Source organism: Aeromonas sp. JL9, from assembly GCF_024436075.1.
GTDB classification, from domain to species: domain Bacteria; phylum Pseudomonadota; class Gammaproteobacteria; order Enterobacterales; family Aeromonadaceae; genus Aeromonas; species Aeromonas veronii.
Genome location: NZ_JANFNV010000001.1, coordinates 126,091 through 144,741, shown reverse-complemented (window position 1 = coordinate 144,741; position 18,651 = coordinate 126,091). Strand labels below are relative to the sequence as shown.

The window sequence follows — 18,651 nt, the reverse complement described above, 5'->3', positions numbered from 1 at the left end:
GATCATGTTTCTGGTCGGATCTTTCGTTGGTGAGGGCGAGCAGCATTCGAGCCCCTGATATTATTCTTGGGGCTGATCCACTCGAGGCTCTCTTGCCGATTCGGATATTGCACCGTGAATGGAGGATATCCGGCAGTTATTTTCATGAAATTTTCAGCTTCAGCGAGCAGCTCTTTTTTTATCCGCTAATATTATGGGGTTATAAAACAAGGGGGAAACGGGTTGTGGATGGATATGACAGTGGATGTGTGTATCTGGCAATTGAAGCGCTGTTGAGTGATGGGGAATATGGTGCAGAGTCACACCATGGCGTGAATCGGGAAGGCGCTATCAGAAGTACCGATATCAGTCATGATTTTGACCCCGCCAATATTCCATTGCTGTTGGCAGAATAGACCTGACCGTGTGTGATCCTTGTGAGTTCAAGCCAGTGCTCTGGTATTCGCTGGCTTGACTCATCACTATTTCAATCTCCCCTTTTTGCATCTTTCTCCTCACCCTTTTTCATCGTGAGAGCTTCCTATATGCTGACATCAAACCCTGATGTGGCATGCCGTGGCACTCGCGTTATGGCGATGATATTGCCCGCTGATTATCACTCACAGGCTCTGTGGCGATAAATGGTCGCAGAGCTTGTCATCTGGCTCTGTTATTTCCCCGAAGGGGGGGAGATCATCGCATCGTTATTACTGCTGATCATCCAAATATCCGCCATTATGGTCGCTAGTTTTATCACCCTGTTTCCTGACTTGGTCGGGTATCGGATGTCTGGTGTTCTATTGTGCTGCGCACGTTAGCGGCACCATGATGTTTAAGTTTTTAATGTTTTTATATGGCTTTGCAGTCTGGCTAACCGACAGGAGTGAGGGGGATCAATAAAGTAGCGGTCACAATCACACGCAGAGTACATAACAATGAAAAACCTCTCTCCCCTACAAACCACACAAGAAAAGGCCGCCTTTATGGGCGGCCAACAAATTGCCGGTATGCCGCTCTTTATATTTCTGGGGCTGGCGACCTGTGTTCTCTTTTCCGGCTGGAATGGCTCGCTGCCGCTCGGCATGGTCGGTGCGTTGGCGCTGATGTTTGTGCTGGGCACCCTGCTGACCGAGCTGGGTGAGCGGATCATGCCGATCCGCGAATACCTGGGGGGTGGCACCATCCTCGCCATCTTCGGTGGCGCCGCCCTGTTCGAATACCAGCTGCTGCCGGCGCAGGCGGGGCAGGTCATCACCAACTTCATGAAGGAGGGGGGCTTTCTCAACTTCTTTATCGCCAGTCTGGTGACCGGTTCGGTGTTCGGCATGAGCGGCGCTTTGCTGAAAAATGCCGCCATGCGCTATCTGCCGGTCATTCTTGGTGGCGTCGCACTGGCGTTGCTGAGCGTGGGGCTGGTCGGCTCCCTGATGGGATATGGCTTCAAGAATGCGGTGCTGCTGATCGGCCTGCCCATCATGGGCGGTGGCATGGGGGCTGGCGCGGTGCCTCTGGTGGAGATCCTCTCCGGCCCGATGCAGATGTCCAGTGCGGATCTCTTGTCGCGCATGGTACCGGCGGTGGTGATCGCCAATACCCTGGCCATTCTGGTGGGCTCTCTGCTGGCGCGCCTTGGTCGCCGTTACCCCTCCCTGACCGGCAACGGCAAGCTGATGGTCAAGGAAAGTAGCCAGAACATTGCCGATGAGCAGGCCGAAGCGCCGACCCTGCAGAGTCTCGGCATGGGCCTTTTCATCAGCTCCAGCATGTTTGTGCTGGGCTCCCTGCTTGGCAACTTTATCCCGATGCACCCCTTCGCTCTGATGATTTTGGCGGTCGCCTTTATCAAGGTGAGCGGCCTGCTGCCGCGCCGTTATGAGCAGGCGGCGGCCGACTGGTATCAGTTTGTGGTGAGCAACCTGACCCCCTCCCTGCTGGTGGGGATCGGCGTCGCCTATACCAGTATTCCCGAGCTGATCAGTGCCTTCTCCGTCAGCTACTTCGTGCTGGTCATGGTCACCGTAATCGGTGGGGCACTCGGCGCGGCACTGGTCGGCAAGCTGATCGGTTTCTATCCCATTGAGGCAGCCATCACCGGCGGGCTCTGTATGGCCAACATGGGGGGCACCGGCGATGTGGCCGTGCTCTCGGCGGCCCAGCGGATGAAGCTGATGCCCTTTGCCCAGATCTCCTCCCGTCTCGGCGGTGCCGTGATGCTGATTTTGGCGACCGCTCTTATCTCCCTGCTCGCCTGATACCGGATTGAGGAACAAACAAGATGAACGACATCATGATGGGCACCAGCCTGCCCTATGCCGAACGCAAGCGTCAGGGTGTACGCGGCCGCATGCCGCACAAGGAGGAGTCTCTCTCCCAGCAGCGGCGCCGGATCTACCGACTGGTCAGCGCCATGCAGAGTCCGTTTGACCAGCATCTGCTGCTGCGCCAGTTGCAGGAGGACAACCCGGTGCTGTTCTACGATCTGGTGCGCCACCACCTGCCGGAGCTGCTGCCGATCATCTACACCCCGGTGGTGGGGGAGGCGTGCCAGCGCCACAGCGATCTCTATCTGCGCAGCCACGGCCTCTACCTCTCCTGGCATGACAGGGACGATCTCGACGACATCCTCGAGTCGGTGGAGCAGGAGGTAGATGTGATCGTCATCTCCGACGGCGAGCGAGTGCTGGGGCTTGGCGATCTCGGTATCGGCGGCATGGGGATCTGTATCGGCAAGCTGGCGCTTTACTCCGCCGCGGGTGGCATCAACCCGGCCCGTACCCTGCCGCTCTGCGTCGATGTGGGCACCAACAATCCCGAGCTGCTGGAGGATGACTCCTACCTCGGCTGGCAATCCCCGCGCATCGATGGCGAGAGCTACTACCACTTCATGGACAAGGTGGTGGTCGCCATTCGCAAGCGCTGGCCTCAGGTGGTGCTGCAGTTTGAAGACTTTGCCGGCAAGCACGCCGCCAATCTGCTGGCCCGTTATCGGGACGAGCTCTGCATGTTCAACGACGATATTCAGGGCACGGCGGCAGTCGCCTCCGCCTGCGTGCTGGCCGGGTTGCAGCAGGCGGGTACCGCCTTGTGCGATGCCCCGGTACTGATCGTCGGCGCGGGTTCTGCCGGTTGCGGCATCGCCGCCATGCTGGCCCAGTTGGCTGGGAGCCACAACGGCGTCTGGCTGTTTGATCAGGACGGGGTGGTCTGCAGCGATCGTCCCAACCTGACTCGCGCCCAACAGCCGTTTGCCCGCGCCGTTGAGGAGGGGAGTAGTTCGCTGCTGGAGATCATCCGTCAGGTGCGCCCGGCTGTGCTGATCGGGGTGAGCGGTCAGGGCGGCCTCTTTACTGGCGAGGTGTTGCAGGCGATGGGGGAGGTGTGCGATCAGCCGGTGATCCTGCCACTCTCCAACCCGACCCGCAGCGCCGAGGCCACCCCCGAGCAGGTATGGGCTGCCACAGATGGCCGCGCCCTGCTGGCCACCGGCAGCCCGTTTGCGCCGGTGACGGTGGCGGGGGAGCGGCGGGTAGTCTCCCAGTGCAACAACGTCTATGTCTTCCCGGGGATTGGTCTCGGGGCCTGCGCCGTCAAGGCGCGCCGCATCAGCGATGGCATGTTGCTGGCCGCGGTGCGGGCTGTCGGCGTCTATCCGCTGGTGGCGGGCCGGCTGTTGCCCCCCATCGAGCAGGTGGGAGAGGTGGCCCGCGCCGTCGCCAGAGCGGTGGCGCTCTGTGTCCGCGAGGAAGGATTGGCCGATTTTGTTGGCGATCCGGCACCTTTGATTGACCAGACCTGGTGGCATCCGCACTATTGGGCTGCGTCCTGACGTTTTAAGGTATGTGCATGAAACTTCGCCACCAGTTGGTCACCCTCTCTCTCGGGCTCTCCCTGCTGCTGATCCTCATTCTGGGCAGTCTGCTGGCCCTCTTTATCCGTCATCTGCTGGAGAGCAACCTGCAGGATAAGGGGAGCGATCTGGCACGGGTGATGGCGGCGGATACCCGGGTGGTCGAGGCCCTGCGTCAGGGCAGTGACCCTACCCTGCGCGACTATGTGGAGGCGGTCTGCAATCGCACCGATGCCACCTATATGGTGGTAACCGACGAGCATGGTCGCCGCCTCAGCCACCCCAACCCCGAGCTGGTGGGACAGAAGTTTCGCGGTGAGGATATCTGGCCCGCGCTGCAGGAGCGGCGCAGCTACTGCTCCAAGGATCGGGGCACCATGGGGCCGGCGATCCGCTGCTTCTCCCCGGTGGTTGGCGGGGATGGGCGCGTCATGGGGGCCGTGGTGGTGGGCTACCTGATGCAGCAGGTGGAGGGCATCTATATGGAGCGGGTGGCCCTGCTCATCTGCGCCATCGTTGCGGTGCTGGGGTGCGGCCTGCTGCTGGCGCTCTGGGTGCAGTATCTGCTGCGCAAGACCCTGCTCGATCTGGAGCCGGAGGCAATCGTGCGCCGTTTCACCCTGCAGGATCTGGTGCTGGAGCACATCACCGAAGGGGTGATTGCCCTCGATGGCCGCGGCAACATCAACATGATCAACAGCACCGCCAGCTATCAGCTGCGGCTGCCGGTTACCGGGCGCCACGCCCTGCAGGGGCAGTCGCTGGCGGAGCTGGTGCCGCCCCTTGCCCCCTGTCTGGAGCAGGAGGGGGGCGAGGTGAGCTTCACCATTCAGGGGGAGTCCTTTGTCGGTCGCTGGCAGGCGGTGCAGGGCAAGGCGCCGGGGCGGTTGCTGATCTTCAGCCGTCCGGAGGTGGCCGCCTGTCTGGGGGTGCAGGTGACCCATCTGCGCCAGTATGCCGAGATGCTGCGGATGCAGAGCCACGAGTTTGCCAACAAGCTGAGCAGCCTCTCCGGTCTGTTGCAGCTGGGCCATGTGGATCAGGCGGTGGAGCTGATCCAGCAGGAGAACGAAGCGTGCCAGACCATGCTGCAGGAGCTGCTGCGGCTGATCGACAACAAGCCGGTGGCGGGGCTTATTCTCGGCAAGTTCAGCCGGGCCCGCGAGCTGGGGGTGACCCTGGAGCTCGATCCCGATTCGGCGCTGGCGGAGTATCCGGCCTCGGTCTCGGCCGATCTCATCACCCTCATTGGCAACCTGCTGGACAACGGTCTGCTGGCGGCCTGGCGCAACCGCCAGCAGCGGCCGCCGCGGGTGCTGCTCTCTCTGTGCGATGTGGGGCGGCGACTGGTGATCGAGGTGGAGGATAGCGGCGAGGGGGTCGACGAGGAGCTGGCCGATCATCTGTTCGATTACGGGGTGAGTCGCCAGAGCGGCGATCACGGGGTGGGTCTGTTCCTGGTCAAGGAGACCGTGGGTCGGCACGAGGGTGTGATAGAATGGCGGCGAACCGCCGAGCAGACCACCCTGTTTGGTATCTACTTGAATAAAAACCAATTAATGTGAGCCATGGACCCAATAATCACGCTTGTTATTGAAGATGACGATCGGATCGGTGCCATCTTGTCAGAACTGGTGGCGGCGACATCCGGTTTCTCCCTGCTGGGGCGGGCCGGCACCCTGGCCCAGGCCGATGCCATGATGGCCGGTGTGGTGCCCCAACTGCTGCTGGTGGATGTCTCCCTGCCCGATGGCTCCGGCCTTGAGTGGGTGAGCCGCCTGCGCAGCCACAACCGCGAAGCCTACGTCATCATGGTCACCGCCTCGCGCGATGTGGAGACCATCCAGCAGGCCCTCAATCTGGGGGTTCATGACTACGTCATCAAACCATTGCGGCTGTTTCGCATCCAGCAGAGTCTGGACGAGATCCTGCAACTGCACAGCCGTCTGTGCGAGCGGGGTCGGCTGGAGCAGGAAGATCTCGACAAGTTGCTGGGCAAGGGGGGGCGCTCCCAGATCAAGGAGATGCGTGTCACTCCCAAGGGGATCGACAGCATCACCCTGCGTCAGGTGCTGGATCTGCTGGCGGGCGAGCCGGAGAACGTCTTCTCCACCGACACGGTGGCGCTGCGACTCTCCCTCAGCCGCACCACGGCGCGCCGCTATCTGGAGTATCTGGAGTCGGAAGATCGGGTGGATGTAGATCTCAACTACGGTCAGCGGGGGCGGCCGGAGCGGCGCTACCGCTGGCGCCGGGCCGGTTGAGGTGCTCACTGGCGTGTATTGCAGAAACAACAAGGGAGCCATGGGCTCCCTTGTTGTTTCCGGACGATGTACGTTCTCAGGCGGCTTCCCGTTCGGCTACCGGCGCACGCCCCTTCAGCTGGGAGGCCATCACCCCGCAAAGGATCAGCCCTCCACCCAGCAGGTGATAGCCGTGGATCGGCTCGCCCAGGCCGACGACAGCGATCAGCGCCGTACAGAGCGGCATCAGGTTCATAAAGACCGAAGTGCGCTCGGCGCCCATGCAGGCGAGGCCGCGCATCCAACAGTAAGCCGCCAGCAGGGAGGAGGCGAGCCCGGCGAAGAGCACCAGTCCCCACCCTTCGGCTGGCACCGCCATCGAGTCGGCGCTGAGAGCGAGCGGCACCAGCAGCAGTACGGCCAGCAGGATCTGCATGTAGAGGTTGAGCCAGGGGCCAAACGGCAGGTGCCAGCGGCGGATCAGCAGGCCGTAGAGGGCATAGCTGGCGGAGCCCAGCAACATCATGCCATCCCCCGGGTTGATGCCGTTATGGAGCAGGGCGAGCGGTTCGCCCTTGCCAAGCAGCCAGAGCACTCCGAACAGGGAGATACTCATGCCGAGCAGTGCCTGTTTGCCGGGACGCTGGCCGAAGAAGAGCGCCCCTTGCAGCAGGGTGAGCAGTGGAATGAGGGAGCCAATCACCCCCATATTGGTGGCCGAAGTGCTGTGAGCAGCGTAGTAAGCGAGGCACTGGTAGAGCACCATACCGAGCGCCGCCAGCACCAGCAGCTTGCCGAGCCAGGGGCGAACCTCACTGCGTCGCCGCCAGAGGGTTGGCAGACAGAAGGGGGTCAGCGCCAGGGCGGCAATCACCCAGCGATAGAAGGAGATAGCCGCGGGGTCGAGCACGCTGGCGGCCGCCTTGGAAACCACGGTATTGGTAGCCCAGATCAGCACAGCCATCAGCGGAAAGAGAAGAGGGGAAAAGATTCGCATCAGAGGCTCCTTATTAACAGGGGGCCAAGTCTACCCTTGTCTTTATATTATCAAGTAGCGTAAAACAGACAGATGACCCAGCAGAAAAGACAACTCTTTCTGATGCACCTTATTCCGGCCCACACGGGCTGCGTCTGCCCGCAACTGGTGGCTGCTTTTGGCCTGTGCCGGCGACCGAGCCAACAGGGCGTTGCATCACGCCTGCTCCTCTCTCTCGCTGACAAGGGGCGCTGATGGCCACTCACCACTTTCAGCCGGTAGATGTCGTTCTGCCCGCTCCCAATCCGCTCTATTTCAGTTACCAGCAGATGCTGGCCGACAGCGCGACCGTGCTGCACTCCCACCCCTGGGGCCAGCTCAACATGATCAGTCTGGGGATCATGGAGATAGAGCTGGGTGATCAGCGACTGGTGGCCCCTGCCGACTATCTGATCTGGGTGCCGGCGGAGCTCGACCATACCTCCTACAACGAGCAGACCCTCGACTACACCTCCATCTACGTCAGCCACGAGCTGGCGGCCAAGCTGCCGTCAGAGCCCAGACTGCTACTGCTCACCCCGCTGATCCGCGCCCTGCTGAGCGACTTTTGCGAACGGCGGGTAAGCCATATGGCGGATGAGTGGGATCAGCGTCAGGCCGAGTTGCTGGTGGAGCGACTGGCGCGCACCCGCTGTCAGGAGAGCTACCTGCCGATGAGTCAGGACAAGCTGCTGGCTCCCATGCTGGCGGCGTTGCACAGCGATCCTGCCGATCCCCGTACTCTGGCCCAGTGGGCAGGACAACTGCACACCACAGAGCGCACCCTGGCGCGGCGCTGCCTGCGGGAGCTGGGGATGAGTTTCGGTCAGTGGCGGGCGCGGCTGCGGTTGCTCAAGGCGCTGGCCTGGCTCAAGGGGGACATGCCCATTCAGGAGATCAGCTGGCGGCTCGGTTACGGCTCCACCTCGGCCTTTATCGCCATGTTCAACCGGGAGCTGGGCTGCTCCCCCCAGCGTTATCGCCTACAGTCAGGCCGATAACAAATCGCCGGACATGTCATCTGGTGAAGCAAAACAAGAAGGGCGCCCGCAGGCGCCCTTTCTGATGACATGTGCTTGCGCTAGAAGAAGCCGAGCGGGTTGATGTCGTGACTCACCAGCAGGTTCTTGGTGTTCTGGTAGTGGTCCAGCATCATCTTGTGGGTCTCGCGGCCGATCCCCGACTTTTTGTAACCGCCAAAGGCGGCGTGTGCCGGGTAGGCGTGGTAGCAGTTGACCCAGACCCGGCCAGCCTGAATGCCACGCCCCATGCGCCAGGCCAGATTGCTGTCGCGGGTCCACAGGCCCGCACCCAACCCGTACTGGGTGTCGTTGGCAATGGCCAAAGCATCCGCCTCGTCCTTGAAGGTAGTGACCCCGAGTGCCGGCCCGAAGATCTCCTCCTGGAACACCCGCATCTTGTTCTGACCGGAGAAGATGGTGGGCTGGATGTAGAACCCCCCCTCCAGTCCGCTCACCTTGGCCGGGCCGCCGCCGATCAGTATCTTGGCCCCTTCGCCGCGGCCGATCTCCATGTAGCCCAGGATCTTGTCGAACTGCTCGCGAGACGCCTGCGCTCCCACCTGAGTGGCGGTATCGAGGGGGTTGCCCTGCACTATGGTGCGGGCACGGGCCAGCACCCTGTCCATGAAGTCGTCATAGATGCTGGCCTGCACCAGGGCGCGGGAGGGGCAGGTGCACACCTCGCCCTGGTTGAAGAAGGTCATCAGCATCCCTTCCACCGCCTTGTCGATGTAGCTGCTCTCGTGCTGCATCACGTCGGCGAAGTAGATATTGGGGGACTTGCCGCCCAGCTCCACGGTGGAGGGGATCAGCTTGTCGGCTGCGCAGCGCAGGATATGGGCGCCCACTTCGGTCGAACCGGTAAAGGCCAGTTTCTGGATCCGGTTGCTGGTGGCCAGCGCCTGACCTGCCTCGGCGCCGAAGCCGTTGACCACGTTGACTACGCCGGGGGGCAGGATGTCCTTGATGAGATCCATCATCAGCATGATGGTGACCGGGGTCTGCTCGGCGGGCTTGAGCACGCTGCAGCAACCCGCCGCGAGCACAGGGGCCAGCTTCCAGGCCGCCATCAGCAGCGGGAAGTTCCACGGGATGATCTGGCCGACCACGCCGATGGGTTCCTTAAAGTGGTAGCTGACGGTGTTCTGATCCAGCTCGGCGGCCGAGCCCTCCTGAGCGCGAATGCAGCCAGCGAAGTAGCGGAAGTGATCCACCACCAGCGGCAGGTCTGCCGCCAGGGTTTCGCGCACCGCCTTGCCGTTCTCCCAGGTTTCGGCGATGGCGAGCCTTTCGATGTTCTGCTCGATGCGATCGGCGATACGCAGCAGCAGATTGCTGCGCTCGGTGACGCTGGTCTTGCTCCAGCTGGTGAACGCCTTGTGGGCGGCATCCAGCGCCAGTTCGATATCGGCGGCGTCGGAGCGGGCGACCTCGCAGAATACTTTGCCATCCACCGGCGAGATGTTTTCAAAGTAGCGGCCGGCGCGAGGAGCCACCCACTCACCGCCAATGAAGTTGTCGTAACGGGACTTGAAGCTGACCAGGGCACCTGCCTGACCGGGAGCGGTATAAATCATCTCATCATCCTTTATGTGTGTGGTCCTGACCGGGCTGGCTGACAGACCGGTTGCCAGCTGATATCGCAAGGGGCATGCCAAAGGGTCTGACCAGCAGGTGAAAGGTTACAAAAACGTTATCAAATGGGGTGTGGCAGCGTATCTTGGTTAACCAATGACCACGGCTATTGCGATAAAACTGTACCGTTTCTGGACAGTGGCCGAGACAGTCGTGCTGTTTGTGAACAGGAGGCGTGATGAGTGAGTCACTTCAACCCGGTCCCGGTCCGATCCAGCGTTCCTGGCAGCGTTGCCTGCATCAGGGGCTGAGCCGCCAGCAGAGCGCCGATCTGGACTTGCTGCCCCTGGGGGAGCTGTCGGCCCGTCAGGAGCAGCACAGGGCGCTGATTGCCTGCTTCCAGCGCTTCGTGCTGCCGCTGTTTGCCCAGCTGCTGGCAGGACGCCCCTGTCGCCTGTTGTTGTGTGACGGTGAGGGGGCCATTCTGGCCGCCAGTGGTGATGAGGGGTTCGCCCGCCATGCCGAGCGTATCTTTTTGCGCAGTGGCGCCCGCTGGGGGGAGGCGAGCAAGGGGACCAACGCTATCGGTACTGCGCTGGCCGAGCAGAGCGAAGTGCAGGTACTCGGCAATCAGCACTTCTTCGCCCAGCACAGCTTCCTCAGTTGCAGCGCTTGTCCGTTGCTGGGGCCGGACGGGCAATTGCTCGGGGTGCTCGATATCTCCACCGATGCGGCCCACCACGACGGCGATATGCTGGGCACGGTGCGGCTGCTGGCGATGACGCTGGAAAATGCACTCTTGGCGCGTCAGCCGGGCTGGCTGGTGGATCTCGAGCCCCAGAGCCTCTGGTCCGCTCGCCTGTTGCTGGGAGAGGAGGGGGAACTGCTCGGCGCCAACCGGGCAGGCCGGCTCTGGCTCGGCCAGCACCCTTTCGATGGCAGACAACTGCTGCGCGAGGGGCGTGGCTTGCGGCTGGTGCCAGAAGCGGACGCGACACCCTCCTGCACCGTGCTGCCGGGTCACTCAAGCCCGGTGCCACATCCGCAGCAGGTGCCGCTCAAGATGCTGGAGCGCGGCATTTCGCTGCTTATCGAGGGGGAGACCGGCAGCGGCAAGGAGCATCTGGTGCGGGCCCTGCACCGAGCGTCGAGTCGGCGGGAGCAGCCACTGGTGTGTGTCAACTGTGGCGCGTTACCAGCAGATCTGGTGGAAGCCGAGCTGTTTGGGTATGTGGGCGGGGCCTTCAGCGGTGCCCGCAGCCAGGGCAGTCAGGGTTATCTGCGCGCAGCCCACGGCGGCATGCTGATGCTCGATGAAATTGGCGAACTGCCGCTGCAGGCTCAAACCCGACTGTTGCGGGTATTGCAGGAGCGCAGCGTGACGCCGGTTGGCAGTCACAAGCCGGAGGTGGTGGATTTCTGGCTGGTCAGTGCCAGCCACCGGGATCTGGCGGCCATGGTGCAGAGCGGCGCATTTCGCGAAGACCTCTATTACCGGATCTGCGGCTGGCGCCAGCAACTGATGCCGCTGCGCCGTTGGCCTGCCGCTGAGCGTCTGGGGCTGATCCAGCGGCTGCTCGCGGAGATGGACCCGACCCTGCGTCTGACCCGCGATGCGGAGCAACAGCTGCTGGCCCATCCGCTGCCCGGCAACGTGCGTCAGCTCAAGCAGGCACTGGAAGTGGCCTGTGTGCTGGCAGAGGGGTTGGGCTGGATAGAGCCCGCCCACCTGCATCTGCCCAGTGTGGCCACAGAGCCCGGCGCCTTGCCGATGGGGGATGCGATCAGCTTGCGTGAACAAACCCGGCGGCAGGTACAGCAAACGCTGGCGGCATGCGGCGACAACATCAGCGAGGCCGCGCGCCAGCTGGGGATCAGCCGCACCACCCTTTACCGGACGCTGCGCGAAGCTCCTTGAGTGCTCACTCCCCCTCATCGGTCGTTTTCAAGACGCACATGACGACTGGAGCCCTGCCCATCCAGCCGATATGATGCGCCCTTGCTGGGGGCATTGCGCCCGTTGACTCATCCGTTGAGGATTTTCTGCCATGTCACAACATATAGGGGCGCTGACCCTGCTGGTGGCTGATTACGATCAGGCCATTCGCTTTTTTACCGAGGGTCTTGGCTTTGCGCTTTTGGAGGACACTCGGCTCGATGAACCGGGCAAACCGGGCAAGCGCTGGGTGCGGGTTGCCCCCAAAGGCGTCTCCGGTTCCGCGTTGCTGCTGGCACAAGCGGCCAATGTGCAGCAGCAGGCTGCCATCGGTCAGCAGGGCGGTGGTCGGGTATTTCTGTTCCTCGAGACCACTGATTTCTGGGGGGATTACCAGCGCATGCAGGCGTACGGTGTTCATTTTTGTGAACAGCCTCGTGACGAGCCTTATGGCACCGTGGTGGTGTTTGAGGATATCAGTGGCAACCGGTGGGACTTGTTGCAACGTACTGCTGCCAACTGAATCTGAAAACGTTTATCATCCCGCCTGTCATAAAGTCATAAAAGTGTCACAGAAAATTCTAATAATTGGCGCACCCATCTTCACAGAGGAGAGAGAAGGGAATGGCTAAGCGAATTCTGGTGGTCGAGGACGAAGCACCGATCCGCGAAATGCTCTGCTTCGTGTTGGAGCAGAAGGGATATGAGACGATTGAAGCGGAAGATTACGCCGATGGACTGGCGAAGGTGCGCGAACCCTACCCCGAACTCATCGTGCTCGACTGGATGATGCCGGGCGGCAGTGGCATCCAGTTTATCAAGCAGCTCAAGCAGGATGAGGTGACGCGCCAGATCCCGGTGGTGATGCTCACCGCTCGCGGTGAAGAGGAGGACAAGGTGCGTGGTCTGGAGGCCGGTGCCGACGACTACATCACCAAGCCGTTCTCGCCCAAGGAGCTGACTGCTCGCCTCCATGCGGTGATGCGCCGCGTGTCGCCAACCTCGGTGGACGAGGTGATCGAGGTGCAGGGGCTGAAACTCGATCCTGTCTCCCACCGGGTCAGTGCCGAAGAGAAGGCGCTCGACATGGGGCCGACCGAATTCAAGCTGCTTCACTTCTTCATGACTCACCCCGAGCGGGTCTACAGCCGTGAACAGCTGCTCAATAATGTCTGGGGTACCAATGTGTACGTCGAGGACAGAACCGTGGATGTGCATATTCGTCGCCTGCGCAAGGCGATTGAAGAGACAGGGCACGACAGATTGATCCAGACGGTGCGTGGAGCCGGATACCGCTTCTCAACCCGTCTCTAGAGGCAGTTATGTTGCAACCTTACGCCTGGCGGCGACAGTTGTGGCGAATGGCGTTTTTTTACGCCCCCTTCGCATTGGTTGGCTGGTTGATTGATCATCTTGCCCTCTGCCTGTTGGTGGCGGCGGTGTTGCATCTGGGCTGGCACTATCGCTTCCAGAAGCGGCTCTCTGACTGGCTGTGGCACGACCGCAGCCTGGTGCCCCCCAGTGGCAATGGCAGCTGGGAGTACATCTTCAACGGTATCTACAAGTTGCAGCAGCGTCACCGTGCCCGTCGCCGCGAGCTGGCGGGGCTGATCCGCCGCTTCCGGGAGGGTGCCGAGGCGCTGCCCGATGCCGCCGTGGTGTTTCGCACCGATGGCAGTATCCTCTGGTGCAACCGGCTGGCGGAGCAACTGCTCGGTTTTCGCTGGCCGGAGGATGCCGGTCAGCATATCGGCAACCTCATTCGCAATCCGGCCTTTAACGCCTATCTGGGCAAGGGAGCGTATGACGAGCCCCTCGAGATGCACTCCCCGGTCAACGAGGAGAAGTTTCTCGAGTTTCGCATCATGCCCTACGCCTCGGATCAGGCGATGCTGGTGGTGCGGGATGTCACCCGCCTGCGCAGTCTCGAGAAGACCCGCAAGCACTTCGTTTCCAACGTCTCCCATGAGCTGCGCACGCCACTCACCGTGCTCAAGGGCTATCTGGAGATGACCGAGGAGCCGCCCCCGCCCGCCATGTGGGCCAAGGCGCATCGGGTGATGATGGAGCAGACCATCCGGATGGACAATCTGGTCAATCAGCTGCTCACCCTCTCCCGTATCGAGGCGGCCCCGACCGTGGATCTCTCCCATCTGGTGGACATGCCTGCCATGCTGGGGCTGCTGGAACAGGAGGCGCGAGCGCTCTCGGGCGAACGGGCCCACCAGCTCGAATTTGTGGTGCAGCCCAATCTGTTGGTGCGCGGGGATCAGGAGCAGCTGCGCAGTGCTGTCTCCAATCTGGTCTACAACGCCATTCACTACACCCCGGCGGGGCGAAAAATTACCGTGGAGTGGCGCAAGCAGGGGGCGATGGCGCTGTTTGCCGTGAGCGATGAAGGGGAGGGGATTGCCCCCGAGCATCTGGCGCGGCTGACCGAGCGTTTTTATCGGGTCGACAAGGCACGCTCGCGCCATACCGGCGGCTCAGGCTTGGGCCTTGCCATCGTCAAGCATGCCCTCAGTCATCACGACTGCCAGCTCGATATCGAGAGCCGGGTCGGCCTTGGCAGCCGCTTCAGCTTTCTCATTCCTAGCCGCATGGTGGTGATTAAATAGTTTTTCGTGGCAATGAGTTAGCTGCAAAAAGAGGGCCTTTGAACGGGCCCTCTTTTCATTTGTTCAAATCTGTCGCCATGTCATTAAAGTGTCACATTAAATCCATAAATTTGTCACTGCCAGGTCAGATACTGGCGCCGTCTTAAGAACGGACCTTCTGTAACTTTGGAGAGATTGGATGAAACTCAACAAACTGGCTGGTGTAATCGGATTCACCGCAGCAACCCTGTTTTCTGTCAGCGCCCTGGCTGCCGGTGTGGATAAAGACCTGCCGGATTACACACCGACCAGCGGCATTTCGGGCAACCTGTCCTCTGTCGGCTCGGACACCCTGGCCAACATGATGACCCTGTGGGCCGAAGAATTTAAGCGTCTGTACCCCAACGTCAACGTGCAGATCCAGGCCGCCGGTTCTTCTACCGCCCCGACTGCCCTGACCGAAGGTGTTGCCCAGTTCGGTCCGATGAGCCGTGCCATGAAGGCCGGTGAAGAGGAAGCATTCGAGAAGCGTTACGGCTACAAGCCGACTGCCATCCGCGTTGCAGTCGATGCCCTGGCGGTGTTCGTCAACAAGGACAACCCCATCAAGGGGCTGACCATGCCGCAGATCGATGCCATCTTCTCCAGCACCCTCAAGTGCGGCGAAGCCAAGGCTGCCACCAAGTGGTCTGATCTGGGTCTGGACGGCAACTGGTCCTCTAAGGATCTGCAACTGTTCGGTCGCAACTCCGTATCCGGTACCTACGGTTACTTCAAGGAGCACGCCCTGTGTAACGGCGACTTCAAGAGCGGCGTGAACGAGCAGCCGGGTTCTGCCTCCGTGGTGCAGTCTGTTTCTGCCTCCCTGAATGGCATCGGCTACTCCGGTATCGGTTATGTCACCTCCGGCGTGCGTGCAGTACCGCTCTCCAAAGATGGCAAGACCTTCATCGAAGCGACCTCCGATAACGCCATCACCGGCAAGTATCCGCTGTCACGCTTCCTGTACGTTTACGTGAACAAGCATCCGAACAAGCCGCTCTCCCCGATGGAGCAAGAGTTCGTCAAGATGATGCTCTCCAAAGCAGGTCAGAACATCGTTGCCAAAGATGGCTACGTGCCGGTACCGGCCAAGGTGGTTCAGGCTGACCTGAAAAAGCTGGGTATCATGTAACTGCCTGCAGTCAGCATGCCCTGATAAAACGAGCCCCAAGCGGGCTCGTTTTGTTTTTGGCGGCTGTCAGTTTTGTTAATAGCGCAGGATGGATATTTTTCCGCCAGCCGGGGGCTGGCTCCCTTGCGCAGCAGGGCGGCATTTCCGAGAATAGGGCAACGTTATGGCAAAGGATCCCTTCATGATTGCGTCCCTCACCAAGTTTGGCATGGTAGCCCTCTGTAGTTCCCTGCTGGTCGCCTGCGCCCAGTCGCCGACCGGCCGCAGCCAGATGCTGCTCTACTCTCCCCAGCAGATGAACCAGCTGGGCGCCGACTCCTTCGAGCAGATGAAGAAGCAGGAGAAAGTGAGCAAGGATGCCAAACTCAACGCCTATGTCTCCTGTGTCGCCAAGGCGGTGACCGCCCAGGTGCCGGCCAGCTATGGCATCACCAACTGGGAAGTGGTGGTGTTTGACTCCAAACAGGTCAACGCCTTCGCCCTGCCCGGCGGCAAGATCGGGGTCTACAGCGGCCTGCTCAAGGTGGCCAAGAATCAGGATCAGTTGGCGACCGTCATCGGTCACGAGCTGACTCACGTACTGGCCCAGCACTCCAACGAACGGCTCTCGCGCAGCCAGTTGGCGGGGATCGGTCTGGCGGCTGCGGACATTGCCATGGGCACCAGCGAGTATCGCGGCGCCACCATGGCCGCCCTTGGCCTCGGGGTCGAGGTGGGGGTGATGTTGCCCTACGGCCGAACTCAGGAGAGCGAAGCGGATCGGCTGGGGCTTGAGCTGATGGCGCGCGCCGGGTTCAATCCGGCCGAGGCAATCCCCCTGTGGCAAAACATGAGTGCCGCCGCCGGTGGCAACACCCCGCCGCAACTGCTCTCCACCCACCCGAGCAACGAGAACCGGATCGCCGAGTTGCAGGCGCAACAGGCGCAAGTGTTGCCGCTCTATGAGCAGGCCCGCGCCAACGGTCTGGTGCCCCAATGCAAGGCATAAGCCTGCGCATGGCGCGCAGCGACGATGCCGCCGCCATGACGGTGATGCAGCGAGCCAGCTGGCTCGCTGCCTATGGCCAGGTGCTCGGTGCCGACCTGCTGGAGCAACTGGATGTTACCGCTCATCTGCAGATTTGGCAGAGCCGTCTGGCCGAGCCGGGCCCAAGGCCCATGCTGCTTTGTCTCGATGAGGTGGTGATTGGCCTGCTCTACTGGCAACCACAGCAGGAAGTGGGGCAGAGCAGCGCCCTGATCCGCGCCTTTTACCTCCATCCCGACCATTGGCGACAAGGCTATGGCAAACGGCTGTGGCAGGCGGTGGCGATGCAGATGCGCCGCGCCGGTTGCCATAGCGTCAAATTGTGGCTGCTCGATGGCAACCACATAGGCGAGGGGTTCTACCTGCGTCGCGGCTTCGTCTTTGATGGTGAGGAGCGCACCCTGATAAGCCTCGGGCAGCCCTGCCTGCAGCGACAAATGAGCCGTTTGCTCTGATCACTCTCCCGTTTTTCGCCTTCGGTCACTTTATTTTTTTTGCGAATTAATACAATGTCCCCCTTGAAACAGAGTTGGATAAACACGGGCTGACAAGGGAGTGCTGGCATGTATTACGGCTTTGATATCGGTGGCACCAAGATCGCCTTCGCGGTCTATGACGGTGCATTGAACCTCTGCCACGAGGAGCGCATGAGCACCCCGGGCAATGATTATGAGGGGTTGCAGCAGCTGATCCGCTCCCGGGTCGAGCAGGCGGATGCCCGCTTCGGCGCACGGGGCTCGGTCGGCATCGGTTTCCCCGGTGTCATCAACAGCCAGGATCACAGCATAGTGGCGGCCAATCTGCCCTCCATCAATGGTCGCCATCTGGGCGCCGATCTGGCCGAGTTGCTGGAGCGGCCGGTCAAGGTGGATAACGACGCCAACTGCTTCCTCTGGTCCGAAGTGCATCAGGGAGCTGCCGACGGCGCAGGCAGTGCGCTCGGCGTCACCATCGGCACCGGTATCGGCGGCGCCGTCTATCTGGCGGGCAAGCTTATTCAGGGGCGCAACTGGCTGGCTGGCGAGATTGGTCACTACCCCTTGCCCGCGACCATGCTGATGAAGTATCCCGAGTTGCCCCGTCCCCGTTGCGGCTGTGGCCGTCTGGTCTGTTTTGAAACCTATGCCTCCGGCACCGGTCTGGAGCGTCTCTATCACCATTTCCATGGCCAACGTGCCACGGGTCACCAGATTGTGGGACGCTTCGAGGCCCATGAACCCCATGCGGTCGAGACGGTCGAATGCTGGCTGGAGATCATGGCCGCCGGGCTTGCCACCGCCATTTCGGTGATTGATCCCGAAGTGGTGGTGTTGGGGGGCGGCCTGAGCGGCCTGCCCGCCCTCTATGAACAGCTGCCGCTGCGTCTGCCCGGTCACTTGCTGCCCGGGGTCGCCCTGCCCGAGATCCGCCAGGCCCGCTTCGGCGGTGCCGGTGGTGTGCGCGGCGCAGCCTTGCTCAATCTATGAGATCAGATGTGGGGTCTGATCTCCCCGAAAAAGGAGTCCTCATGACCCGTCTTGAAATCTGTATCGACAACCTGGAATCCCTCTTCACCGCCCAGCAATCCGGGGCGGATCGCATCGAGCTCTGCTCTGCGCTGGGTCTGGGCGGCCTGACCCCCTCCTACGGCTTTATGCAGCAGGCAGCCCGCCACGCCTGCGTGCCGGTATACGCAATGATCCGCCCGCGCGCCGGGGATTTTTGCTTCAACGACGGCGAGTTCGAGATGATGCTGCAAGATATCGCGGCGGCACGCTCTGCCGGTCTGCAAGGGGTGGTGGTCGGTTTGCTGGATGAGGAGGGGCGGGTGCCTGCCGCCAAGCTCAAACAGCTGGTGGATGCAGCAGTGCCGTTGGGGGTCACCTTCCATCGTGCCATCGACCTCTCCTCCGACTGGCGCCTCGATCTGGAGACCATAGTTGCTGCCGGTTGCGAGCGCATTCTGAGCTCGGGCCATGCGCCGACCGCGCTGGCGGGGCTGGAAACCCTGCAGGAGATGCAGCAGGCTTTGGCGGGGCGTGCCAGCCTGATGCCGGGTGCCGGGGTCAATGCCGACAACGTGCGTACCATCATCGAGTTCACCGGAGTGAGCGAAGTGCATATGTCCGGCATGGGCTGGCGCGGTGGCATGGTGCCGCACGGAGTGAATATGGGCACTTCGGATGATGGTCGGGTCAATATCACCGATGGCGCCAAGGTGGCTGCGGTCAGAGCCTTGCTGGATCGCGGTTAAGCA

General features: G+C 61.6%; 17 protein-coding genes. 15 read left to right on the top strand and 2 right to left on the bottom strand.

Features of this window, described 5'->3' with window-relative positions; genetic code table 11:
* Positions 1 to 92 precede the first annotated feature (92 nt).
* The 5 genes from NOM06_RS00715 to NOM06_RS00695 all read left to right on the top strand — a co-directional run bounded on the left by NOM06_RS00715 (position 93) and on the right by NOM06_RS00695 (position 6,090).
* Positions 93 to 395 carry a hypothetical protein gene (locus NOM06_RS00715; protein WP_255909155.1) on the top strand — a complete coding sequence of 101 codons (303 nt, stop codon included), beginning with the start codon at positions 93 to 95 and terminating at the stop codon, positions 393 to 395.
* A 519-nt stretch (positions 396 to 914) separates the two neighbouring features.
* Positions 915 to 2,231, top strand: coding sequence for a 2-hydroxycarboxylate transporter family protein (locus tag NOM06_RS00710; RefSeq protein WP_255909153.1), 1,317 nt, complete (start codon positions 915 to 917; stop codon positions 2,229 to 2,231).
* A gap of 23 nt (positions 2,232 to 2,254) precedes the next feature.
* Positions 2,255 to 3,805 (top strand): NAD-dependent malic enzyme, encoded by a 1,551-nt coding sequence (locus tag NOM06_RS00705; RefSeq protein ID WP_255909151.1) that lies wholly within the window; start codon positions 2,255 to 2,257, stop codon positions 3,803 to 3,805.
* A gap of 17 nt (positions 3,806 to 3,822) precedes the next feature.
* Positions 3,823 to 5,391 carry a sensor histidine kinase gene (locus NOM06_RS00700; protein ID WP_227341121.1) on the top strand — a complete coding sequence of 523 codons (1,569 nt, stop codon included), beginning with the start codon at positions 3,823 to 3,825 and terminating at the stop codon, positions 5,389 to 5,391.
* Positions 5,392 to 5,394: 3 nt separating this feature from the next.
* Positions 5,395 to 6,090 (top strand): response regulator, encoded by a 696-nt coding sequence (locus tag NOM06_RS00695; RefSeq protein ID WP_111805413.1) that lies wholly within the window; start codon positions 5,395 to 5,397, stop codon positions 6,088 to 6,090.
* A 76-nt stretch (positions 6,091 to 6,166) separates the two neighbouring features.
* On the opposite strand, the gene NOM06_RS00690 is transcribed toward NOM06_RS00695, so the two are convergent.
* Entirely contained in the window at positions 6,167 to 7,066 is a 900-nt protein-coding gene (locus tag NOM06_RS00690) for a DMT family transporter (protein WP_164537483.1), read from the bottom strand.
* Positions 7,067 to 7,299: 233 nt separating this feature from the next.
* On the opposite strand from NOM06_RS00690, the gene NOM06_RS00685 reads away from it, so the two are divergent.
* Positions 7,300 to 8,085 (top strand): helix-turn-helix transcriptional regulator, encoded by a 786-nt coding sequence (locus tag NOM06_RS00685; RefSeq protein ID WP_255909149.1) that lies wholly within the window; start codon positions 7,300 to 7,302, stop codon positions 8,083 to 8,085.
* A gap of 80 nt (positions 8,086 to 8,165) precedes the next feature.
* Here NOM06_RS00685 and NOM06_RS00680 read toward each other — a convergent pair whose 3' ends face one another.
* Entirely contained in the window at positions 8,166 to 9,683 is a 1,518-nt protein-coding gene (locus NOM06_RS00680) for an aldehyde dehydrogenase family protein (RefSeq protein WP_255909146.1), read from the bottom strand.
* Between the two features lie 236 nt (positions 9,684 to 9,919).
* Here NOM06_RS00680 and NOM06_RS00675 point away from each other — a divergent pair, with 236 nt between their 5' ends.
* The 9 genes from NOM06_RS00675 (at position 9,920) to NOM06_RS00635 (ending at position 18,648) form a co-directional block, all read left to right on the top strand.
* Positions 9,920 to 11,599: a sigma-54-dependent Fis family transcriptional regulator gene (locus NOM06_RS00675; RefSeq protein WP_255909144.1), complete on the top strand. Its 1,680-nt coding sequence runs from the start codon at positions 9,920 to 9,922 to the stop codon at positions 11,597 to 11,599.
* A 130-nt stretch (positions 11,600 to 11,729) separates the two neighbouring features.
* Positions 11,730 to 12,140 carry a VOC family protein gene (locus tag NOM06_RS00670; RefSeq protein WP_255909142.1) on the top strand — a complete coding sequence of 137 codons (411 nt, stop codon included), beginning with the start codon at positions 11,730 to 11,732 and terminating at the stop codon, positions 12,138 to 12,140.
* A gap of 101 nt (positions 12,141 to 12,241) precedes the next feature.
* The gene (gene phoB / locus NOM06_RS00665) at positions 12,242 to 12,931 is read left to right on the top strand and encodes a phosphate regulon transcriptional regulator PhoB (protein ID WP_005338414.1); all 690 of its coding nucleotides are present in this window, start codon (positions 12,242 to 12,244) and stop codon (positions 12,929 to 12,931) included.
* Positions 12,932 to 12,939: 8 nt separating this feature from the next.
* A complete protein-coding gene (gene phoR / locus NOM06_RS00660) occupies positions 12,940 to 14,235 on the top strand; it encodes a phosphate regulon sensor histidine kinase PhoR (RefSeq protein ID WP_005338413.1) in 1,296 nt (431 codons plus the stop codon).
* A gap of 178 nt (positions 14,236 to 14,413) precedes the next feature.
* Positions 14,414 to 15,388: a PstS family phosphate ABC transporter substrate-binding protein gene (locus NOM06_RS00655; protein ID WP_005338411.1), complete on the top strand. Its 975-nt coding sequence runs from the start codon at positions 14,414 to 14,416 to the stop codon at positions 15,386 to 15,388.
* Positions 15,389 to 15,569: 181 nt separating this feature from the next.
* A complete protein-coding gene (locus NOM06_RS00650) occupies positions 15,570 to 16,376 on the top strand; it encodes a M48 family metallopeptidase (RefSeq protein WP_005338409.1) in 807 nt (268 codons plus the stop codon).
* Complete coding sequence (locus NOM06_RS00645) at positions 16,364 to 16,870, top strand: GNAT family N-acetyltransferase (protein ID WP_255909140.1); 507 nt, start codon at positions 16,364 to 16,366, stop codon at positions 16,868 to 16,870. The genes NOM06_RS00650 and NOM06_RS00645 overlap by 13 nt, the downstream gene beginning before the upstream one ends.
* 108 nt (positions 16,871 to 16,978) lie before the next feature.
* Positions 16,979 to 17,881, top strand: coding sequence for an ROK family protein (locus tag NOM06_RS00640; RefSeq protein WP_042079821.1), 903 nt, complete (start codon positions 16,979 to 16,981; stop codon positions 17,879 to 17,881).
* Positions 17,882 to 17,922: 41 nt separating this feature from the next.
* Entirely contained in the window at positions 17,923 to 18,648 is a 726-nt protein-coding gene (locus NOM06_RS00635; RefSeq protein WP_255909138.1) for a copper homeostasis protein CutC, read from the top strand.
* The last annotated feature ends 3 nt before the right edge of the window (positions 18,649 to 18,651 follow it).

What these genes read in the sequence shown, in the direction of transcription:
- NOM06_RS00700 (WP_227341121.1), top strand. Translation starts at nt 3,823, where the DNA reads ATGAAACTTCGCCACCAGTTGGTCACCCTCTCTCTCGGGCTCTCCCTG.
- NOM06_RS00675 (WP_255909144.1), top strand. Translation starts at nt 9,920, where the DNA reads ATGAGTGAGTCACTTCAACCCGGTCCCGGTCCGATCCAGCGTTCCTGG.
- NOM06_RS00640 (WP_042079821.1), top strand. Translation starts at nt 16,979, where the DNA reads ATGTATTACGGCTTTGATATCGGTGGCACCAAGATCGCCTTCGCGGTC.
- NOM06_RS00655 (WP_005338411.1), top strand. Translation starts at nt 14,414, where the DNA reads ATGAAACTCAACAAACTGGCTGGTGTAATCGGATTCACCGCAGCAACC.
- NOM06_RS00670 (WP_255909142.1), top strand. Translation starts at nt 11,730, where the DNA reads ATGTCACAACATATAGGGGCGCTGACCCTGCTGGTGGCTGATTACGAT.
- NOM06_RS00685 (WP_255909149.1), top strand. Translation starts at nt 7,300, where the DNA reads ATGGCCACTCACCACTTTCAGCCGGTAGATGTCGTTCTGCCCGCTCCC.
- NOM06_RS00680 (WP_255909146.1), bottom strand. Translation starts at nt 9,683, where the DNA reads ATGATTTATACCGCTCCCGGTCAGGCAGGTGCCCTGGTCAGCTTCAAG.
- NOM06_RS00695 (WP_111805413.1), top strand. Translation starts at nt 5,395, where the DNA reads ATGGACCCAATAATCACGCTTGTTATTGAAGATGACGATCGGATCGGT.
- NOM06_RS00635 (WP_255909138.1), top strand. Translation starts at nt 17,923, where the DNA reads ATGACCCGTCTTGAAATCTGTATCGACAACCTGGAATCCCTCTTCACC.
- phoB (WP_005338414.1), top strand. Translation starts at nt 12,242, where the DNA reads ATGGCTAAGCGAATTCTGGTGGTCGAGGACGAAGCACCGATCCGCGAA.
- NOM06_RS00645 (WP_255909140.1), top strand. Translation starts at nt 16,364, where the DNA reads ATGCAAGGCATAAGCCTGCGCATGGCGCGCAGCGACGATGCCGCCGCC.
- NOM06_RS00650 (WP_005338409.1), top strand. Translation starts at nt 15,570, where the DNA reads ATGATTGCGTCCCTCACCAAGTTTGGCATGGTAGCCCTCTGTAGTTCC.
- NOM06_RS00705 (WP_255909151.1), top strand. Translation starts at nt 2,255, where the DNA reads ATGAACGACATCATGATGGGCACCAGCCTGCCCTATGCCGAACGCAAG.
- phoR (WP_005338413.1), top strand. Translation starts at nt 12,940, where the DNA reads ATGTTGCAACCTTACGCCTGGCGGCGACAGTTGTGGCGAATGGCGTTT.
- NOM06_RS00690 (WP_164537483.1), bottom strand. Translation starts at nt 7,066, where the DNA reads ATGCGAATCTTTTCCCCTCTTCTCTTTCCGCTGATGGCTGTGCTGATC.
- NOM06_RS00710 (WP_255909153.1), top strand. Translation starts at nt 915, where the DNA reads ATGAAAAACCTCTCTCCCCTACAAACCACACAAGAAAAGGCCGCCTTT.